This window comes from Pontibacter toksunensis (genome assembly GCF_042686245.1).
Classification (GTDB): Bacteria; Bacteroidota; Bacteroidia; order Cytophagales; family Hymenobacteraceae; genus Pontibacter; species Pontibacter toksunensis.
The window spans coordinates 40,223-60,953 of sequence record NZ_JBHUOX010000011.1 but is presented as its reverse complement, the minus strand read 5'-3'; the positions used below and the strand labels follow the sequence as shown (position 1 = coordinate 60,953).

General features: G+C 49.8%; 15 protein-coding genes. 4 read left to right on the top strand and 11 right to left on the bottom strand.

Annotation, left to right across the window (positions count from 1 at the left end; all coding sequences use genetic code 11):
• Position 1 precedes the first annotated feature (1 nt).
• On the bottom strand, positions 2 to 1,462 hold the full coding sequence (locus ACFS7Z_RS15115; RefSeq protein WP_377486047.1) for a nicotinate phosphoribosyltransferase: 1,461 nt from the start codon (positions 1,460 to 1,462) through the stop codon (positions 2 to 4).
• Positions 1,463 to 1,622: 160 nt separating this feature from the next.
• On the opposite strand from ACFS7Z_RS15115, the gene ACFS7Z_RS15110 reads away from it, so the two are divergent.
• Positions 1,623 to 2,678 (top strand): DUF6687 family protein, encoded by a 1,056-nt coding sequence (locus ACFS7Z_RS15110; protein ID WP_377486045.1) that lies wholly within the window; start codon positions 1,623 to 1,625, stop codon positions 2,676 to 2,678.
• A 274-nt stretch (positions 2,679 to 2,952) separates the two neighbouring features.
• Positions 2,953 to 3,810, top strand: coding sequence for a universal stress protein (locus tag ACFS7Z_RS15105; RefSeq protein WP_377486043.1), 858 nt, complete (start codon positions 2,953 to 2,955; stop codon positions 3,808 to 3,810).
• Between the two features lie 108 nt (positions 3,811 to 3,918).
• Here the strand turns inward: ACFS7Z_RS15105 and ACFS7Z_RS15100 are convergent, their stop codons facing one another.
• Positions 3,919 to 4,098: a hypothetical protein gene (locus ACFS7Z_RS15100; protein WP_377486040.1), complete on the bottom strand. Its 180-nt coding sequence runs from the start codon at positions 4,096 to 4,098 to the stop codon at positions 3,919 to 3,921.
• Positions 4,099 to 4,613: 515 nt separating this feature from the next.
• Between ACFS7Z_RS15100 and ACFS7Z_RS15095 the strand changes: the two genes are divergently transcribed.
• The gene (locus ACFS7Z_RS15095; RefSeq protein ID WP_377486038.1) at positions 4,614 to 5,183 is read left to right on the top strand and encodes a hypothetical protein; all 570 of its coding nucleotides are present in this window, start codon (positions 4,614 to 4,616) and stop codon (positions 5,181 to 5,183) included.
• A gap of 166 nt (positions 5,184 to 5,349) precedes the next feature.
• Here ACFS7Z_RS15095 and ACFS7Z_RS15090 read toward each other — a convergent pair whose 3' ends face one another.
• The 9 genes from ACFS7Z_RS15090 to ACFS7Z_RS15050 form a co-directional block, all read right to left on the bottom strand.
• Positions 5,350 to 5,757: a hypothetical protein gene (locus tag ACFS7Z_RS15090; RefSeq protein ID WP_377486036.1), complete on the bottom strand. Its 408-nt coding sequence runs from the start codon at positions 5,755 to 5,757 to the stop codon at positions 5,350 to 5,352.
• A 33-nt stretch (positions 5,758 to 5,790) separates the two neighbouring features.
• Positions 5,791 to 6,642 (bottom strand): thermonuclease family protein, encoded by an 852-nt coding sequence (locus ACFS7Z_RS15085; RefSeq protein ID WP_377486034.1) that lies wholly within the window; start codon positions 6,640 to 6,642, stop codon positions 5,791 to 5,793.
• A 92-nt stretch (positions 6,643 to 6,734) separates the two neighbouring features.
• Complete coding sequence (locus ACFS7Z_RS15080; RefSeq protein ID WP_377486032.1) at positions 6,735 to 10,388, bottom strand: AAA family ATPase; 3,654 nt, start codon at positions 10,386 to 10,388, stop codon at positions 6,735 to 6,737.
• A gap of 191 nt (positions 10,389 to 10,579) precedes the next feature.
• A complete protein-coding gene (locus ACFS7Z_RS15075) occupies positions 10,580 to 11,806 on the bottom strand; it encodes an exonuclease SbcCD subunit D C-terminal domain-containing protein (RefSeq protein WP_377486030.1) in 1,227 nt (408 codons plus the stop codon).
• Positions 11,807 to 12,179: 373 nt separating this feature from the next.
• Entirely contained in the window at positions 12,180 to 12,581 is a 402-nt protein-coding gene (locus ACFS7Z_RS15070) for a rhodanese-like domain-containing protein (protein ID WP_377486028.1), read from the bottom strand.
• 123 nt (positions 12,582 to 12,704) lie between these two features.
• The gene (locus ACFS7Z_RS15065) at positions 12,705 to 13,010 is read right to left on the bottom strand and encodes an ArsR/SmtB family transcription factor (RefSeq protein WP_377486026.1); all 306 of its coding nucleotides are present in this window, start codon (positions 13,008 to 13,010) and stop codon (positions 12,705 to 12,707) included.
• A gap of 185 nt (positions 13,011 to 13,195) precedes the next feature.
• Positions 13,196 to 14,701: a catalase gene (locus ACFS7Z_RS15060; protein ID WP_377486024.1), complete on the bottom strand. Its 1,506-nt coding sequence runs from the start codon at positions 14,699 to 14,701 to the stop codon at positions 13,196 to 13,198.
• A gap of 232 nt (positions 14,702 to 14,933) precedes the next feature.
• Complete coding sequence (locus tag ACFS7Z_RS15055; RefSeq protein WP_377486022.1) at positions 14,934 to 16,073, bottom strand: BamA/TamA family outer membrane protein; 1,140 nt, start codon at positions 16,071 to 16,073, stop codon at positions 14,934 to 14,936.
• A 223-nt stretch (positions 16,074 to 16,296) separates the two neighbouring features.
• Entirely contained in the window at positions 16,297 to 17,436 is a 1,140-nt protein-coding gene (locus ACFS7Z_RS15050; protein ID WP_377486020.1) for a BamA/TamA family outer membrane protein, read from the bottom strand.
• Positions 17,437 to 17,657: 221 nt separating this feature from the next.
• Here ACFS7Z_RS15050 and ACFS7Z_RS15045 point away from each other — a divergent pair, with 221 nt between their 5' ends.
• The gene (locus ACFS7Z_RS15045; RefSeq protein ID WP_377486018.1) at positions 17,658 to 20,678 is read left to right on the top strand and encodes an amidohydrolase family protein; all 3,021 of its coding nucleotides are present in this window, start codon (positions 17,658 to 17,660) and stop codon (positions 20,676 to 20,678) included.
• Positions 20,679 to 20,731 lie beyond the last annotated feature (53 nt).

Sequence of the window (20,731 nt, the reverse complement as noted above, 5' to 3'; positions counted from 1 at the left end):
GCTAACTTCTCAGTTTCAGGATGAGCTCCGTTTTATACTGATGCAGGCTTTCCTCTAAGCCGGCAGGGTAACTGTGCGGGTTCAGGTAGCGGCGAATACTTTCGTGCAGCCTGTCGAGCTGTGTTTTTGTGCGGGCCTTGATGGTGAGCAAGTCAGGCAAGGTATAAACAAGTTGTCCTCTTTCGAAAATGGGTACCAGCAGTTCTTCCGAGGCCGTTACCGGCGCTATGGTTTTGCGGCGGGTGCTGTCCAATGGGTCCACAATCTGCAGGTGTTCGGGCAGTGGCTGCAGTTCGTTGTAAATCATGTCGGCTATGTTGCCTTTGTCGTCGTAGAAGCGGCGCACCTGTAGTATACCGGGGTTAGAAGTTTTTGCCCGTTGCTCCGACAGTTTTACTTTATACTCCCACTTGCCGTCCTGCTGCTTTAACGCTGCCAGCTTGTATACGCCACCCAGGGCAGGCTGGTCGTAAGCGGTCACCATTTTAGTGCCTATACCCCAAACACTCACTTTAGAGCCTTCGTGCTTCAGGCTTGTGATGATGTGCTCATCCAAATCGTTACTGGCCACAATGTTGGTGTCGGTAAAGCCGGCGCTGTCCAGCAACTTACGGGCTTCTACGCTCAGGTACGTCAGGTCTCCGGAGTCTAGCCGGATGCCACCGAACTTAAAGCCCTTCGGCTGAAGCTTTTTCGCAGTTTCAATCGCATTTTTCACACCTTCCAGGGTATCATAGGTATCCACCAGGAAAACAGAATCCTGTGGAAACGCCTCTCCATACGCGGCAAAAGCTTCCTCCTCCGAGTCGAAGGCCTGTACCCAGCTGTGGGCATGTGTGCCTTTTACCGGAATACCGTATAGCTGCCCCGCCAATAAGTTGGAAGTAGCGCTGGTGCCGCCAATATAGGCGGCTCTTGAAGCCGACAGGGAACCGTCAATGCCCTGCGCGCGACGCATGCCAAACTCAATTACCTGGTCTCCTTTGGCTGCGTCGGCAATGCGGGCAGCCTTGGTGGCTATCAAAGTCTCGAAGTTGATGATGGTGAGCAGGGGCGTTTCTATCAGCTGCGCCTGCAACAAAGGGCCTCTTACCCGCACCAGGGGCTCGTTGGGGAATACGGCAGTACCTTCCGGAATGGCATCTACGCTACAAGTAAATTCCAGTTCCTTCAGGTACTGGATAAAGCCCTGCTCAAACAGCGGCTGCCCCTGGTTTCCTTTCAGGCCGGCTAAATAAGCCAGATCCTCCTCCCGAAACTGCAGCTCCTGTAAATACTGCACCACATGCTCTAAACCGGCGGCTATGGTGTATCCTCCCTTAAACGGGTTCTTACGGAAGTATAAATGGAAAACAGCTTCCTGTTCTGCCATACCTTTCTTCCAGTAACCGTACGCCATGGTAAGCTGGTACAGGTCAGTGAGCAATGTGAGGGAGGTTGCGTAAATATCTTTTAAAGCCATGCCGGAATATTAAATTTGATGTGGCAGCATCTGCCATTGTTTATTAGCAGCATATTAGTTGTTCGCTGTTCTTCTGCTGTACAGGCCGGCAATTTAATAATTCAGCAATTAAACCTATCAACAGTTTGCGTCTTAGTACACAGCAATGCAATTTTAGGCCATGCATAAAAAACAGTTCATTCCTTTTTCAGAAGTTAAAAATAAGAAAGCGATTGTGGTGGACAGTACCCATGCGAATGGTTTTATGCTCTCGCATTGGAGGGGTGCCCCTACACCTGCTGCTATACAGGACGACACCAGCGCTGCTATTGTGCTGCATGCACTGCGGCAGAACCTTCCCGAACTGAATCTGCCTTATGTGTCTGCAAACCATTTTGACATAGACGGCTTTGTGGGTGTGTGGGCGCTGCTGAACCCGGAGCAGGCACTGGAGCACGAGGAGTTGCTGCGGCAAATGGCTCTGATAGGGGATTTCCGGGAGCTTGACCTGAACCACCCGCTGGCAGGAGAGGCCCTGAAGCTGGTATGTTGGATAAATGCCAAAGAGCGGGAGTTATTTTATAAACCTTTCGCTGCCGATGAAGCGGAAGAGAAGGAGGCTGCGCAGTGCGTTCAGAAATTCAAGTATTTTCTCCGGGAGTTTGGCCGGGTGCTGCAGGACCCTGACTGGGAAAGAGGTGCCTGGGAAGATGAAGTAGGGGGTGTGCTGCTGGGTTACCGCGATATGTATAAGCCGGACACCAACATAACACGCCACCCAGAGATTGGCCTTATCATCATTCAGACACCGCACCCTGTGCACTACTACGCCCTCTTCAGCCGCACCCAAGGGTTTGATATGGTACTGGCCTGTTACGATCAGAACAAGTATGAACTGGAGTATAAGTATACTACCTGGGTAGACATTGCTTCCAGGCCTACGCTTCCGCGACTGAGCATGGCCCCACTGGCAGAGCGCCTGAACGAACTGGAAACCACTAGCCACCGCTGGACCCATGACTCCGTGACAGATACCGGACCCTTGCTTCGTCTTGATGGCGACAAACTTAGCCGCACAGAAGCCTATGATAACCCAACGGAGCGGGAGATTTATTCTTCCTCCATTCCTGTCAGTCAACTGAAGGAAGTGGTGGTAAATTACTATCGCGAGAGCTACAAAAGTATCCAACCCAGGTATAACTGGACCTGGAAAGAAGTAAAAGAGCTGATCAGGTAAACGAGGAACTGGCAAGGTCAAACAGGTATGCTCACCAGGAGAGGTAAGTGCGCGTGCACTGCTGCCTGGTGCCTGAATGAAAACTGGTTACGTCTTTTAACTCTTCACTCTTCCGGTTTTCCAGTTGTAATAAGGGTTCTGATGCAGCCTAAACAGCCATTTGGAGATGCTGTGTGAGTTATTGAATTTAAAATTGCCATTTCTTCTGTTGCTTTCCGTATACATCGTGAAATAGTGATATATTCACAAGCTAAACCAAACAAAGCAACTTAATATGGAAAAAATTTTATGTCCCGTTGACTTTTCCGAAACCTCGGGGAAGGCAATGGACTATGCTGTTTACATTGCGCAGCATGCGGGAGCACACCTGTCGCTGTTGCATGTGCTGCACCTGCCTATCGTGGATACATCTGAAACAGCCTTAGTGGCAAGCGAACTGCTGGGGGAGCAGAAGCGCGACGCCGCTTTAAAGCTGAACTCGCTGTGTATTGAAATGGAAAGAAAGTATGGCGCAAACGGTGATGGGGGCTTCACCTGCGACTACTTAGTGAAAGAGGCGCTGCTAACAGATATTGCAGAGGAATTGACTGCGCAGGGAGGCTACGACCTGATAGTGATGGGCACAACCGGTTTAGACAACACATTGGAGGAGTTGCTGATTGGAAGCAATACCGAAGCTGTAATTGAGGAAGTGAAATGCCCGGTGCTATCCATTCCATCCACAGCACCAAAACCGGGCTTCGGAAAAATAATTTATGCCTCTGACTATAGCGTAGAGGACAGAAACGCCCTGACGCAGGTAGTTCAGATTGGCAGCTTCTTCGGATCGCAGATAGATGTGGTGCACGTAGTGAAGTCGCAGGAAGACTCTCATAGCGATGAGGCTGAGCAGTTCTGGGCAGATCTTCAGGAACTGTTTCCGAATGTGCCGATGAGTTTTCAGGAAATAGTGAACAAGCACCGCGATGAGGGACTCAAGAACTACTTTAAAAGAGCCGGCGGTGAAGTACTGGCGATTGTACGGCGAAAGAAAGGCTTCCTTAAAGCACTTTTCTCACAGAGCCTGGCGGAGCGCCTGACGTACCAGGCAGAAGTGCCGCTGCTGGTGCTACATGGCCAGAAGTTAAAGTAGGCTTCACTATCTTCAGAAAAAGAAAGGCTCCGCATCTGATGCGAAGCCTTTCTTACTATATTTATGTTGCTGGTTGAGGAGTAACTGCCTTTAGAAACCGGAAATCCCTTAGCTCACAACCTCGCCACGGCTGAAAGCAGATTGCAGTTTTGCCAGCAGGCTCTTGTACTGCAGCACGTCTTCGCTTTCACACCAATCCTTTTGCAACTTAAATATCATCACATTCACTGTCTCCTCAAGCCGTGACAGTTCCTGGTCTGTAATTTCGAGATGTATCTTCTTTTCCATGACTCAACTAATTAATCCCCTGCACAAATGAAAAGGTCAGGACTACAAAATAAAATTAAAGCTTATTATAAAGCAATAAAATGTTAAAACATTAAACTTGATTGGCTCATAACAAGCTGATATAGAAGGAAGTTCAATGTACCAACTGCTAATCATGCCTTAAAGCGATAGGGTTTACGGTAAATCCATAAGCTTGTTCAGAAGAAAGTAGATGGCTTACCGTGCTCAATTGGTTTAGCTCCTATGCTTTATTTCTTTCTGCTGTTCCTGAATAGTTGCACTAGGTGCCACTCTGAAGACAAGTGCTGGGCTTTTCCGGGAGACGTAACCGCTGGAGCAGGGGTATATACCTGTGCTTTAAGCTGGGGGGATGCATAAGCAGCAAGGTTTAACAAGTCCCATCGGTTTATCAGAGCTTTCTATTGTACAAAATCTAAAAACTGCCTGATAGTTATAAAGAAGTTGTTATATTAGATCCGGAAGATATAGGCGTGAGTAGGTTTTTACTTAAACAGGTGGCAGAAAAAACATTAATTGAACCACCACTTACAATACTATCAAATCCAGTGTCTCCCAAAAGCAATTACGGCAGTTATGTTTCAGGACTGGATGAAGACGATGCAGATGTTTTTAAGCGGACAGTAGACTGGGGAGTTAAAAACTCCATCACAACTTCGACTTATCATGTTTTAACGCCGTATCCAGGCACAAAGCTGTATGAAGACATGGAGCAGCAAGGCCGTATTCTAACAAGGAACTGGGACTTGTACGATACAAGAAATGTAGTTTACCAGACGACGAATCTGACGGCAGATGAACTTAAAAATGGGTATGACTGGGCTTACAAAGAGTTTTACAGCTGGTCAAATGTTTTCAAATCCAGCTTTAACCATCAGTCGCACAAACACTTCTTCTATACTGGTGGCTGGAAAAAATTTGAGCCAGTCTGGAATTTCCTCATAAAGACGAACAGTTTGAATAACATGCTTCCAGTCCTGGAATCCATACTATCAGAAATCAAAGCAAAAGATAAAGAACTGACAACAGAAAAAGAAGAGCAACTTCAGCCAACAATGTATATGTAGCGGAGCACCCCAAAGGATGCTCACCTTAAGCAGGTTGGCGGCAACAGGAACCTATAGTGAAACCTGGTTAACAAGAATACAAAGCAGCTTTGCAAAAAAACTGCAAACAGACATTACAATCAAGGCCGGCTGAAACAGTTTTTCAGTTTAACATGGAGAGCATTTTCTACCGTACCAGCTCTTCATCGAAAATATGATTAAGCCCTTCACTGCATGTCTGGCAGTTGTAGCGGCCAAAGTCTTCAATGGCACGGACAATGGTTAGATTACGAAAGCTCCCTTTGCCCTTGCATTCTACTAGTACCGGGCAATCATGCTGCACATGAAAAAGATCAGAGGCTGTATTTTCACAGATCCAGACACGCTTCTCTGCCAGATCCGGCGGAATAACAAAAAAGGTTGGCGCAGGTCTCATCCCAGTTGTATCAGTTAGAGAGGCGGCCGTTTCTGCTTCCGCTAATGGTGTGTCAGCTGTCTTATCTGTTTCCTGGCAGGAAAAAGCCATACATGTAAAGGACAAAAGCAGCCCCTTTCTGAAGGCATTAACTATTCTGGTCGGTAGGGTGAAGTTCATTTAGTAGAATGGCGAATTACCAAAGGTTAAGAATTACGGATTGCTGCAGGTCTTGTCTGCTCTTCGGTCGTACTCCCGGATTGCGGCTGCCTCTGTTACGGCCAATACTTCCTGCTTGCAACGCTTCAGCACGTGGCATGTTTTGGTGAGGTGGTACACGTTTGAGCCACTGCTGTTGCAGAGGTATACGGTGCGTTTTGTGGCTCCTGCTGGTATGGGTGCCGTGCTGGCTGCAGCCTCTTTCGTACTGTTCCCGCTGCGCTTCTCTTTCCGGAAATCCCATGGCGCCACCGGGTTGGGGTCCTGCCACAGGCCGCGCTTAAACCGGCGGGCATCAGCCTCTAAGTTTGCCAGGTTTTTGTCTTTTGAGTAAGCAGTATAATGCCAGGCATGACCGTTCTTTACCAGTTCTTCGTTCAGGCTTCGCCCATCGGGCAGCATAATGGTTCCTACCGTGCGGCCGTACCTGTCTTTGTTATGGGGAATCAACCGCACCGTTTTCCCAAACACCAGGTCTGAGGTAAATTGCTTTGATTTTTCTCCGTAAGCCTGCTTTTTCTCCGGGGTATCTACGCCATACAAGCGCACAGTTTCCGGTTGGCCGTTGCGCAGCAGTTCTATCGTGTCTCCGTCTTTTACCCCAATTACTTTATCCCCGGCAGTCGTTGTGGGTCTGGCAGGAGCAGTTTCCTCTGCCTCTTCAACTGTAGATGGCACTTCCTCTGTCGTTTCAGCAGGAGAGGTTTCATCAAGATTTTCGTTACGCTCTACTACAGCTTGTTGCCGTTGCCTGAACTGCTCCTGTGCTTCTTCCCGGCTGCTCTGTTTGCAGGACAGGGTAGCACAGAGCGTAAGGGCGAGCAAAAGGTGGAAGTATTTTCTCATGGGTCAGTAGGGCCTTCTACAAAAATAAAGAGAGGCCACCGGATATACTATAGTGCGTTTGTTTATCTTTTACCGCCTGTCTCTTACTACAATCACCACCCCACAATCTCCACCTTACTTACGCCGCCGGCTTTCTTTTGCACCCGTATCTGCGTACTGATGCGTTCCTTCAGTGCCTCCACATGGGAAATGATGCCAATCATTTTGCCACCGGCCTGTAAATTCTCCAGGGTGGATATGGCAGCGTCAAGGGTTTCGGCATCCAGCGTACCAAAGCCTTCGTCAATAAACAGCGAGTTAATCTGGGTGCGGCGACCGGCAAGGTCGGAGAGGCCCAGGGCCAGGGCAAGGCTTACCAGGAAGCTCTCCCCACCCGAAAGTGTGTTCATTGGCCGGATAGCTTCTGCCTGGTACGTATCCACGATAAGCAGCTCCAGGTCTTCTTCCGATGACTTGAGGATGCGGTAGCGGTCGTTGAGCTTCTGCAGGTGGCGGTTAGCAAGCTCTACCAGCTTGGCCAGTGTAAGTCCCTGTGCAAAACGGCTGAACTTGTTTCCATCTGCGGAGCCAATCAGGTCAGCCAGTTGGTCCCAGCGGTTGCATACCAGTTGCTGTGTTTGCAGCTGTTCGGCCAGTTCCTTGTTTTTGGCGCGCTGTGCGGCGTCCTGCTCCAACAGTTGCTGGAAGCGGGCGTGCTGCTCTATCAACTCCCGCTGCTGCCTTGCCTTCTCAGCGTACGCTCCCTGCAGTGCCTCCATACTTTCCGACGTAAGCTGTTTCGCCTGCGTTATCTCCAGTTCGTGCCGCACATCACTCAACGACTTGCGAAGCTCTGTCAGGTGCTTTTCCGTTTGTGCTTTCAGGTTCGCCAACCGGTCGGCTTCGTCACGTTCCAGAAGCATCTGGCTGAGGGACTCTATGGTAGCAATGCCTTTCTGCTGCAACACCTGCAGCAAGCCATCGCGCAGCCTGTCGAGCACTGATTTATTCTGCTGATGTTTTGAGGTGCACTCCGTCCGTCGTTGCCGTGCCTCCTGCAGTTGTTGTTGCTTTTTCTGATGATTTGCGCGGGCTTCCTCAGCCTGGCTGGCGAGCCTGCGCAGTTCCTGCTGAGCAAGCTGCCGCTCCTGCTGTGGGGCCTTCTCCCCGAAAAGCTGCGTGCGGGATTCCTTCAGCTCCGTAAGCCTGATGTGTTCCAGTTTCAGGTTCTCCTGCCGCTCTTTCAGCTCCTGCTCTTTCTCCTGCACCTTTGCCTGCAGGGCCTTTACCTGCTCTTTCAGCTCGATATACTTTTCACGCATCTGCTCCAGGGCCTGCTGCTTCTGCTGGTGCACAGCAGCCTGCTGCTCCAGTGTTTGCTGGAACTCCTGTCTTGTCTCCGGTTTAAAGGCCAGGCGATAAGTGGCCGCAAAGGACTCCGCTATCTCCGTATGTGCCTGTTGTTGTTCCCGCTGGTCCTGTAAAGCAGCTTCCAGCTTTTGCAGCTGTGTTTGATGTAGCTTATCCGAGTGTTGCAGTTGAGCGTATTTGCCCTGCGCCTGTACCTGCGCCTCGCGTAGCTGCATCAGCTGCTGGTTAATACCTTCAACTTCGCGGCTCAGGCTGCGAGCGTGCGCCAATGTTTTATGCAGTTGGTCCAGCGCCTGCCTTTGGCTTTGAAGCATGTCCGATAGCTTTGCGGCTTCCTCAATGGTCAGGTTTAATGCCACTCCTTCTGCTAGCTGGGCAAAGGACAGCCGCAGGCGTTCTGTTTCTGATTCGGCTTCTGCTTTGGCCTGTGTGGCCAGCTGTTGCTTTGGCTGCAAAGTACTAATTTGCAGCTGTAACGTGTGCAGGTTTTGCTGCAGCGCAGTGACCAATGCCTGCTGCTTGTCTCTTTTCTGCTCTTCCTCAGACAGGCTGAAAGTATATTCTCCTTCCACAAAAGGATGATGGGCAGAGCCGCACAAGGGGCAGGGCTCTTCTGGTTTCAGAGTATGCCGCGCCTGCTCATACTCCTGTATGCGCTGCTGTAAGGTCACCAACTTCTGCAGGTCTTCCAGTCGTTCTGCTGCAGCCGTATAGCTTTCCTGTGTTTCGGTTAATTTTGATTTATGAGCAGCCGCTTCCTGCTCTAGCTGTGCAACTTGTTCCTGCAGGTTTTTAAGCTTCTGCTGCAGCGTGGCATGCTGATGCGCAAATTCAGCTAAGCGTTCGTAACGGGCCAGCACCGCGGGCTGTGCCTGTGCCGCCTGCTCCAGTTCATCCATACTTTTGTCGGAGAGTATTTCCTGAAGCTGTAACAGCTTTTCCTGTTTTTGCTTATCCAGGGCTTTTTGCAGCTCCTGTTGCTGCCCCTGTTCCTTTATGAGCTGGTTTACCTGTTGCGCCTCCAGCTCCCGCAGGCTTTGTATCTCCTGCTGCTCTTTTTGGTTTTCCTTTAGCTTTTGCTCTACTTCGTGCAGGTCTTTCAGGGTCTGCCGGATTTCGGGCAGGTTTTCGCGCAAATCCTGCAGGTGCTGGTTTGTGTCCAGCCAGCTTCTGAGCGCAGTGGCTTCCTTTGTCAGCTTTTCCAGCTCCTGTTGCTTTTCAGGTAACAGGCTTTGTTCTTGTTTCAGGGCAGTTTCAAAATCCTGATACCCGTTTTTGTCCTTCAGGTAAGCCTCCCGGGCGGTTTGCAGTTGCTGGTCAAGCTTTGTGACCTGCTCCAGTAGTGGTTCCAGTTTTTGCAGCACTTCTTCCTGCTGCTGATGGGCCTTGACAGCCTCCGTCGCAACCTTTCCTGCCAGTTCCAGCTCCGCTTCCAGCACAGGTAGCTGCTTCTCCAGTGTCAGGAGTTGCTCCTGCACTTCTACTACTTTGCTATCCGCAGCCCGTATCTCCGTCAGTTCACCCACATACTGGTTTGCCTGCTCATGCTGCTGCAGTTTTCGGAACTCAGGCTGCAATTGTTCCAGCTTCTGCACCTGCACCTGTAGTTCCGCTTCGCGCTGCTGCTTTGCGCCCTGCAGTTGCTGCATTTTCTGCAGCCACTGCAGCTGCTCCTGCAAGGCGGCAATTTCTTTCTGTAGCGCTGTCTCCTGACCTACTAACTCTACAATGCTTTGCTTATACGCCTGGTGCTGTTCTTCCGGTAGCAGCTTGTTGTCCTGCAGGCGGCGCTCCAGTTCCTCCCGCTTCTGCCGCTCAGTTTTCGCTTTTTCGTAGGCTGATTTTGAAATTTCGGAATAGATGCCGGTATCGGTTATTTTCTCTAACAAGTTGCTGCGCTCGTTCGGGTTTGCTTTCAGGAAGCGTGCAAAATCGCCCTGCGACAGCATGACGGAGCGGAGAAACTGGTTGTAATCCAGCCCGCAGATTTCCGCTACCTTCTCCGGCACCTGGCTTGGCTTCAGGTCAAATGGTTTATCATCCTCCAGGTCGCAAAACTCCATGTGCACCGGCTGCATGTTACCGTCTACCTTGCCCCGGCTGCGGCGAATCTGCCACCTTGAGCGGTAGCGCTTGCCGTTCGCCTCAAATTCCACCTCCGAAAAAGACTCTGCCGTGTGGCGCGTCATCAGCTCCAGCGGCTTATCACTGCTGTGGCGGTGCACTAGCCCATACAGGCCCACTGTAATCGCATCCAGTATAGTTGTTTTGCCGGCACCGGTCTGGCCGGTAATAGCAAAGAGCCCGGCATCGGCCAGCGGGCTCTGGTCAAAGCGGATTTCATGCTCACCCTTCAGCGAGTTCAGGTTCTGGAAACGGACAGAGAGGATTTTCATGGGTGTATGCTTTGGCTGTTTTATACTTGGTATAAAGCAAGTGATAAGCAAATTTTCACTTGCTGGTGTTCGGTAAAACTCGCAGCGTGCGCAGCGAAAGAAATCCAGACACTCGCAGGAGCTGCGCACGCTGCGAGGTCACTTTAAATTTAATTCTCTAACTTCTTAATTTTCTAACTCTTTAACTTCTTTTAACTTTCTTCTACCTGTCCCATCAACTCCAGTAGCTCTGAGAAAGTCGAAAGCAGTTCTGTATGATCGCTGTCGGGGTAGGTGCTTTCACAGCGCTTGAGGAACACGTCCTTTTCACGGAGAGTATGCAGGTCTACTTCCTCCTGTACCTGCTGCTCCAGCGTTTGGCTGGAGGCTTTGATAAGGGGTGGCCGGTGAATGAGCAGTTGTATACCGGTCTTCAGCGACAGTACCTCCTCCAACTGCTGGTTCAGGTCGGGGAGGAGCGTGTCCAGTTCTACCTGTATCTCGGCCCAGGCAGTCAGCGTGTAGTCGCTGTTATCGAAGACTGCCAGTTGCTGCTTCACTTTCTCCAGAGGCCCTTTGAAGCGCACCAACTTGCGGCAACAGGGGATTTCCAGTTCCTGCAGGTCAGCCAGTTTCCCATCCCTGAACTCGAGCACGTAGTTTACCTTTTTGTCGGTTACCTCGCTGAAGGAAAACGGAATGGGAGAGCCGGAGTAACGGATGTGGTGCCGCTTGTTTACCTGCTGCGGACGGTGCAGGTGCCCGAGTGCGACATAGTCAAACTCCTTCGGGAACTGGTCTGCGCCAATCTGCCCGAGGTTGCCCACATGTATTTCTTTTTCACTTTCGGAGGCGGAGCTGCCGGCGGCAAACAAATGCCCTGTTGCCACCACTGGAATTTTTTGCTCCTTATACTTTTGCAGATGCGGCACAAAAGCCTCGTAATGCGCGGCTATACCTTCTTTAATGCGTTTCTCACGCTCTTCATAGCTCTCGCCTGCTACAGACAACCTGATATCGCGGTCGCGGAGGAAGGGAACGGCGCAAACCACCAGTTCCAGTTCGCCCTGTGTGTTTCGCAGTTCAATCAGTTCATCCAGTGGATCAGGTGTGGCACCACCGATTACGTATATATTGAAGCACTCCAGCAACTCCCGTGGAGCATTGAGAGTAGAAACCGAATCATGGTTACCGCCCGTGATGATGATATGACGGCAACAGGTGGCGCATACCCTGCGCAGGAAGTCGTAGTATAGCTTGAGAGCCGTGTTGGAGGGGGCACCGTTGTCGAAAACATCGCCCGCCATAATCAGTGCCTCGACCTGCTGAACCTCAATTGTTTGCAGCAACCAGTTCAGGAAATGCTGGTGTTCTTCTGTCCGTTCGAGGTTAACGAGGCGCTGGCCCAGGTGCCAGTCTGAAGTGTGTAGTACGCGCATATCCCTTTTCTTATCTCCTGTTCAGCTCTAAGATACAGCAGGATGTGGGCATATTACAAGTTAGCGGGAGAGCATTTATCAACAGGTTATTAACATAGGCAGGAAACACGCACTATCATATGATTTTAGTTCTATTATCAATTGTCGTTACAGGAAATCCTTGCATGTGCACAGTATACCTTCTTTTGTCATTTTCAAATAAACCTACGTGAAGGAAGTTTAACTTTGCTCCGGTGATTGGGAATTCAAATTCAATAAGCCTTTGGGCAAGGAAGCTTGAAAGAACAACAGCAGGAGACAGTTAGGTAACAGCTGTCTGAAAGCATGAAGGGCAGGAGTATCTAAAACTCCTGCCCTTCATGCTTCTGTTCTTTTATTCATCCATACCTTGTTCGGTAGGCAAGCCTGCTTCTCTTAAAGCCTGGTAGCCGCCAATGTTGTAAATGTGCTGGAAGCCAGCTGCCTTCATAAGCTCAGCGGCTTTGCCGCTTCGGTTTCCGGAGGCGCAGTACAGGTAATATACTTTGTTCTTCTTCCAGGTCTTTATTTCCTCCGCAAAATCTCCGCCTCTGTAATCTGAGTTAATAGCGCCAGTCAAATGACCGTCTGCAAATTCTTCCGGCGTGCGCACATCTACTACCATAGTCTTGTTACCCAGGCGCTGTCTTTTAAACTCCTGTGTGCTCAGGTTCTGAACCTTTACCGGAGTGCTTTGCTGAGGTGCGGCGCAACTGAATGTGGTTAGGATGAGGATGGCAAGCAAGATGGCTCTCATAGAAATTCGTTTTTAGTACTCCAGGTTCTGGTTACTCAAATGTATAAAATTCAGCGCTTTATACTGCAGGTGAAGCCTCTTATTTTCAACAACAGGAGGGCAGTAGGAGCGAGGTGAAGGAGGCTATAGTGCTTTGCCTTTATTGATAATGTCTATGATATCTGTAAGCGACGTGTCGGTGAGCGAATAGTAGATGTTCTTGCCTTCCCGGTGCGTGTTTACAATCCCCTTGTCGCGCATGTTGATGAGATGGTGCGACAGAAGCGACTGCTCTATCTCAAGGACCTGCTGCAGTTGGGTTACCGTCAGCCGCTTGCGCTGCTCCAGTAAATCAATGATGCTGATACGCATCGGGTGAGCTACGCATTTAAGTACATTAGCAGCCCTTTCCAGTCTTTTCTTGTCTAACCGCACTTTCAAGTTATCCATGCTCTGTGGAATCTGTGGAAATTGTATGGAAAATATATGATCATGTGTTCATGTATTTTCTAATTATACACCCAGAATGCATTTGAAGTTCCTTTTTTCCTGCATTTGCTCAAAAAGATTGCATCAAAAAGCAAAGCAGCACGGGTATAACCCGTGCTGCTTTTGAGTAAATTGCACTTGATCCCTTAATTAGGCTGCAGCGCATTCGCATGCTGCACAATGTCAACACCCAGGCCTTGTGCTATTCCCATTCCCAGACCAATGTCGGCACGGAAGAAGTGGCACAGCTGGCGGTTGATGATGTCATCTTTCTTCGGGCCGGTGATGCCTTTCATGGCACCCATAATGTTGTTGATGGTGTTCTGCTTCTCCTCCAAAGTCATCAAACGGAACAGGTCGCCAGGCTGTGTGTAGTGGTCGTTTTCACCTGCACCGTTGCGGTCATACCAGCCAGCCACCACATTCTGGCCCAGGTTTTCCGCCTTCTGCCTGTAAACCTCATCATTGTAAATGTTGTCGAAGCTGTTTGGGAAGTAGTTTGGCTTGCTGCCGCCGTTTCCGTCTATGCGCATGGCTCCGTCGCGCTGGTAATTGTTTACCGCAAACGGGCACCTGTTTACCGGGATCTGCTCGTAATTGGCACCTATTCGGTAACGCTGCGCATCCGGGTAACTCAGTATGCGGCCCTGCAACATGCGGTCTGGTGAGAAGGAGATACCGTCTACAATGTGGGCAGGAGCAAAGGCTGCCTGTTCTACGTGCGCAAAATAATTGTCCGGGTTCTCGTTCAATTCCAGTACCCCTACGTCAATCAGCGGGAAGTCTTTTTGAGACCATACTTTCGTTACATCAAAGGGATTCCACTTATAACTGGCAGCTTTCTCCTCTGTCATTATTTGCACTTTTAATGCCCAGCGTGGGAAGTCGCCTCTGTCGATAGCCTCCACCAGGTCACGCTGTGCCTGGTCCGGGTCAATGCCTTTCATTCTCGTTGCTTCTGCATCTGAGAAGTTCTGGATGCCCTGCAGGGTCTTGAAGTGAAACTTCACGTAGTGGCGCTCATTTTCTGCATTAATAAAGGCGAAGGTGTGGCTACCAAAACCGTGCATGTGGCGGTAAGAGATTGGCGTGCCGCGGTCGCTCATCAGAATCAGTACCTGGTGCAGGCTCTCCGGGTTCAGACTCCAGAAATCCCACATCATGGTTGCACTCTTGGTGTTGGTGTACGGGTCGCGCTTTTGGGTATGTATAAAATCAGGGAATTTCTTCGGGTCTTTTATGAAGAATACGGGCGTGTTATTGCCTACCAAATCCCAGTTGCCGTCTTCTGTATAGAACTTAAGGGCAAAGCCACGTGGGTCGCGCTCGCTGTCGGCGCTGCCTTTTTCACCGCCTACTGTAGAGAAGCGCAGGAATACGCGGGTTTCTTTCCCAATTTCGCTGAATACTTTGGCGCGGGTGTACTTTGTGATGTCGTGGGTAACAGTAAAGGTACCATAGGCACCGGAGCCTTTGGCATGTACAACGCGCTCCGGGATGCGCTCGCGGTTGAAGTGGGCCAACTTTTCGTGCAGGATGTAGTCCTGAAGCAGGATAGGGCCGCGTGGTCCAGCGGTTTGGCTGTCTTCGTGTTCGTAGTAGGGTGTGCCGGAAGCAGTTGTTAGTCGGAGGCTTTTTTCTTTATCACTCATGGTAAATGGCTTTGAAGTGTTTGTCTTATGGTTCAAAGCTATCCGAGTGCAGGTTATCAACCAAATTGATTAAATTTATAATGATATAGAATTAGATGATGAGGTGTCTCCTGTTTCTCCTGGAGCATATTTATCGTATAAAAGCTATATGCAAAATTTTGTGGAGCCGAGTTTAGCTTCGCTTTTATGCATAGGAGTGAGGTATATAATTGAATCTGTTCTGCCTGTTTAGCTAAAACGCCTCACCTAAGCCAACGCTGATGGCTATTCCTTCCCTACCCAGGCCTATGTCCAGGCGGGAGTGAAGTTTCTCTTCCGGCAGCAACCTTAATCGGAAACCAGTGCCCACTGAATATTTGATAGTGGAAAAATCTGTGTCGGAGAAATCATCGAATACTTCGCCGGCTCCCGCAAAGGCCACCATACCCAGACGCCAGAAAAGCGGGAAGCGGTATTCTGCCTGTACGCCCGCGAAGTTATCGGCCAGGAAGCGATTCCGGGTGTAGCTGCGCAGGATTTGTTCGCCGCCGGCAGTGGCTAACCGCTGTACAGGAACCTCACCGCTGTTCAGGTTCAGGGTTATATTACCAGCCAACACATGGTCAGGCTTCAGGCCCCAGTATTTGCTGGCAATAAAGTTATAGTTGTTGTAGTTGAAGTCACCGCCAAAAGATTCACTGAAGCGGTGTGCTGATGCTTCCAGGTAATAGCCGCTGCTCGGGAAGGCAATGTTGTTCCTGTTGTCATTTACCACTGTCACACCTAAGCCTAAATTCATTCCCCCGTCGTAGCCAGCTATTTTGTTCCGAAGCAACTGGCTCTGCATTTCTCCGTTGGCAGGGTTTAGATCGGTGTCATAGTAGTTGGCGATCTGAAAATCGGGGCCGATGAAAACGCGGTTCCCAATGTTCTTCAGCGGGGCAAACCTGCCGCTTATGTAGCTGTACCAGAACACCTCTTCCGCCTCGTCGGGCGTAGCGTTTCCGATACCGAAAAAGCGGTCGCGGAAGACGCGGTGGCGTATCTCGCCGCGCATCAGGTAATTTTCTTCCCGGGTAAAGATGTTCCAGAAAAGGAACTGGTGCGTCTGCCTGTTCGTCGTGAAATCGGTGAACAACCTGGCAATGGAGAGTCTGGTAGAAGAGGTATCTATCTTGCTCCTTAGCTTCAGATAGCCCACCAAACTAGCCCCGAAAGCAAATTTAGTGTTTGGGGTATAGTATACAACCGGCGCAGGTATGAGGCCTCTTTTCGTACGGTTCTCGTCAACTTCCTCTATAGCGAGCGGTTTGGTCTGAGCGGCAGCGGGCTGCGCAGTAACAAACAGCAGAAAGAAGAGAAGCAGGAGAAAGACAGGCTGGACGCTTTTCATGTGCATAAACGTGTAAACATGATTTGTTGGATTTACTTACGTTAAAGCCGTCTTTGGGTATGCTAAAGCTGATTAGAAAAGTTATTTTTTAAAGTAAAAAAATATAATATGGAGGTGAAGGCTCTGTCTGCTAATGCCTTAGCATGTGCATAGGAACTACTGCAGGCAAGAAGCAGCTATAGATTTAGTATTTAGTTAAAGAGATTTTCTCTTCTTCAGCAGGCTAAAAGGCCTCTCCAATAACTATGTATAAGTTACTACCCTCACGGCCATAGCCTACATCAATGCGGATGTTCAGTTTCTGCTCTTTGTTAAGGGCGTAGCGGAGTCCGGAACCGATGGAATATTTTATGTTGGAGAATTCTACATCAGAAGGCTTATCGAATACATCGCCTATGCCAGCGAACGTAGTCAGGCCAAATCTGCGGTACAGCGGGAAGCGGTACTCTACCTGGGTGCCGGCAAAATTATCGTCTAAGAAGCGGTTGCGGGCATAACCGCGCAGAATCCTGTCTCCTCCGGCAGTCGCCATGCGCATCACTGGCACTTCACCGTTGTTCAGGTTGAGCACTGTATTAAAGCCCAGCACCCGCCCTGGCCGCACTTCAAAGTACTTGCTGAAGTTGAGGTTCACGTTCCGGTAATCAAAATCACCGCCCAGCATTTTTCCGAAATTGTAAACAGAGGCTTCGAAGAGCACCCCCCTGCTGGCAAAAGCAGTGTTATCGCGGGTATCCAGCAGAAATACCAAACCTGCTCCGCTGTTCAGGCCACCTTTGTAGCCTGGTATCTCCTGCGCCTGCAGCAGGCTCTCGCGGCCCTCGCTCAGCGAGTCGTAACTCAGGTTGTAGTAATTTGTCAGCAGGAAATCGAGTCCTACAAACACACGATGACCTATATTTTTTAATCCCCCTAACCGGGCACTCACAAAGTTGAAGGCATACTTGCCTTCGTCTTCTAATGTAGTGTTGTTGCCAATCCCATAAAACCTGTCAGTATACTTGCGGTGGCGCAGTTCACCACGCAAAAGGTACTTTTCTTCCCGTGTGAAAACTTCCCACAGCAACTGCTGGTCCATTTGCTTATTGAGGGTATAGTCCGCCAATAGCCTGGCGGTTGATAGCCGGGTATAGCTGGAGTCCGTGTGGCTTTTAAGGCGGAGATACCCTATTACCGCAGCGCCTAGGCCAAGGCGGGTGTCAGGAGTATAGTAAACGACAGGTATAGGTATGAGCCCTTTCACACTTTCGCTTTCCTTTTTGATAGTGACAGTAGTGTCAGTAGCAATTTGTGCTTCAGTAGTGGTGGCAGTGCCCATAAAAAAGCAGCTTATCAGCAGCAGGAGAGATAGATGTCTTTTCATAAAAGTACTGCTAATAGGGTATGTGGAAAGTTTTTTAGGTGCTGTTAACCAGAAAGTAATATAACATATTGCTTTCATCCAACGAAATATAATAGCTTCTCATGACATAAACTATAGGCGAAGCTTTAGGAGATAAAATAAATTTAAATGTGGAAACTATTGTGCGTCCTGATTACATTTGGTTTGTCTAATCTTACCTTACAAACTATACTATCTAATTGATGAAGAAAATCTTAACCATTGCAGTCTGTCTTGCACTTGGAGCAGGCAGTGTAATGGCGCAGGAGACTTTTCCGCGCAACGGGGTGTATGACGAACGCTCCGGTTTAGTGGCGTTTACCAATGCTACCATCCACACAGATTACAAAACCACCATTCCTAATGCAACCCTTGTTATCCGCAACGGCAAGGTAGAGGCTGTAGGAACTAATATCAAGGTGCCAGCAGGCGCTGTGGTGGTAGATGCAAAAGGCAAACACATCTATCCTGGCCTCGTGGACATGTTCACCAGCTACGGCCTGCCAGAGGTAAAAAGCGAGCGTGTGGGTTATGGCTCGCCGCCTCAGCCTGACTCCGACAAGCAAGGTGCCTATAGCTGGAACCAAGCCATTCGCCCGGAAACAAATGCTGCGGAGCTATTTAAGGCAAACAAAAAGGAGGCGGAAGAACTGCGTAAGCTCGGGTTTAGTACTGTGCTGGCGGTGCACCGCGATGGCATAGCCCGTGGTACAGCCGCTTTGGTAACCCTGGCTGATGAGCGCGAAAACGAAGTGATAGTGTTAGACAAAGCCGCCGGCACATTGTCATTTGACCGTGGTTCTTCGAAGCAGGATTATCCTAACTCGCTGATGGGGGCTGTAGCCCTGTTGCGCCAGACATACCTTGATGCGCAGTGGAATACACAGAACCCGGAGAAAGAGCAGAACCTATCACTTAAGGCTTTTACGACAGCAAATAGGTATCCGCAGATTTTTGAAGTAGATAACAAGCTGAACGTGATGCGTGCTGACAAAGTAGGTGATGAGTTCGGCAAGCAGTATATCATAAAAGGAGCAGGCGACGAGTATCAGATGCTAAAGCAGGTAAAGGCTACAAACGCTCCTATTATCCTGTCTCTGAATTTCCCGAATGCCTATAATGTGGAAGATCCGTTTGATGCCCGCCGCGTGTCTCTGGAGGATATGAAGCACTGGGAAATGGCGCCTGCTAATCCGGCGATGCTGCAAAAAGCCGGTGTAACCATTGCCTTCACAGCTTCCGACCTGAAAGACAAGAAAGACTTTCTGCCTAACCTTCGTAAGGCGGTAGAGTATGGCCTGCCAGCAGAGGAGGCCCTCAAAGCCCTTACAGCCACGCCAGCCAAACTGCTGCAGGTAGATAACAAAGTGGGCAGCCTGAACAAAGGTTACCTGGCCAACTTCATCATTACAAGCGCAGACCTGTTCGACAAAGAGAATGTGATTCTGGAGAACTGGGTGCAGGGCAACCAGTACAAAGTATCAGAAGTGCCTTCTGATTACCGCGGCGTGTATACCCTGAAAATAGCAAACCAGCCGGAGCGCAAGCTTCTGATAGCGGGAACGCCGGAGAAGCCGGAGCTAAAAGTAGTGGCGCAGGACACAGTGAAAGGCAGCATCTCTTTTAACAATAATTTGGTAACCCTCTCTTTCAACAAAGACAAGAAGAGCACCGAGAGCATCCGTTTAAGTGGCTGGTTAAACGAAAAGAACCTGCAGGGTGAAGGGCAGTTGCCTGATGCCACTACTGTGAAATGGAATGCTACCTTCTCTGAGGCCATGAGCCAGAAAGCGAAAAGCGACAGCACTAAAGTAGCAAAGCCAGTTGAGCTGGGCAATATGATTTACCCTTTCCAGGCTTTCGGAGCTGCTGAGCTGCCAAAGCAGGAAACGGTGCTAATTAAAAACGCCACTGTCTGGACAAACGAAAAAGAAGGCAAACTGGAAAATGCCGATGTGCTGCTGAAGAATGGTAAAATTGCCAAAGTAGGCAAAAACCTGAGCGAGTCCGGCGCCCGCATCATCGACGGAACAGGCAAGCACGTTACGCCAGGCATCATCGATGAGCACTCTCATATTGCGTTGGACGGCGTGAACGAGGGTACGCAATCTGTAACTGCTGAAGTTCGCATGGCTGATGTGGTAGACCCGGAGGATATCAACATCTACCGCCAGTTGGCGGGTGGTGTAACTACTTCGCAGTTGCTGCACGGTTCTGCCAACCCAATTGGTGGGCAGTCGGCTGTGGTGAAGCTGCGCTGGGGTAGAAGTGCTGAAGAGATGCTGATACCCGATGCCAAGTTCATCAAGTTTGCGCTGGGTGAGAATGTAAAGCACTCTAACCGCAGCAATCTGCACAGCATCCGCTTCCCGCAGTCCAGAATGGGCGTGGAGCAGGTGTATGTTGATGCCTTTACACGCGCCAAAGAATACGAGCAGGCCTGGAAGAACTACAACAAGCTAAGCAAGCGCGAGAAAGGGAAAACAGCAGCTCCCCGCCGCGACCTGGAGTTGGATGCGCTGGTAGAAATCCTGAACAACGAGCGTCATATCACCTGCCATTCTTATGTGCAGTCCGAAATTAACATGATGATAAAAGTGGCCGAGGAGATGGGTTTCAAGGTAAACACCTTCACGCACATCCTGGAAGGATATAAAGTAGCTGATAAGATGCAGGAGCACGGTGCAGGTGCCGGTACTTTCTCAGACTGGTGGGCTTACAAAATGGAGGTGAAAGACGCGATTCCATACAATGCCGGTATCATGAACAACGTAGGCGTATTAACAGCTATCAACTCGGATGATGCAGAAATGGCACGACGCCTGAACCAGGAAGCTGCCAAGAGCGTGAAGTATGCCGGTGTGAGCGAAGAAGACGCGCTTAAAATGGTGACGTTGAACCCTGCCAAACTGATGCACCTCGATGATAGAATGGGTAGCCTGAAAGAGGGCAAAGATGCTGACGTGGTGCTCTGGAACGACCACCCGCTTTCTATCTATGCCAAACCTCTGAAGACCTTCGTGGACGGAATCGCTTACTACGACCTGGAGCGCGATGAGCAGATGCGTGTGGAATTGGAGAAAGAGCGCATGCGCCTGGTGCAGAAAATGCTGAATGATAAATCAGGTGGTGCTAAAACACAGGCTCCTGTAACCAAAAAAGCACGTGTGTTGCACTGCGAAGATGTAGAGATGAGCGAGGAGGAAGCCTATCTTGCGCATTAATTGTTTATTGCTAATTGTTTGCTTAGGGGCATCAACAACAATCAGCAATCATC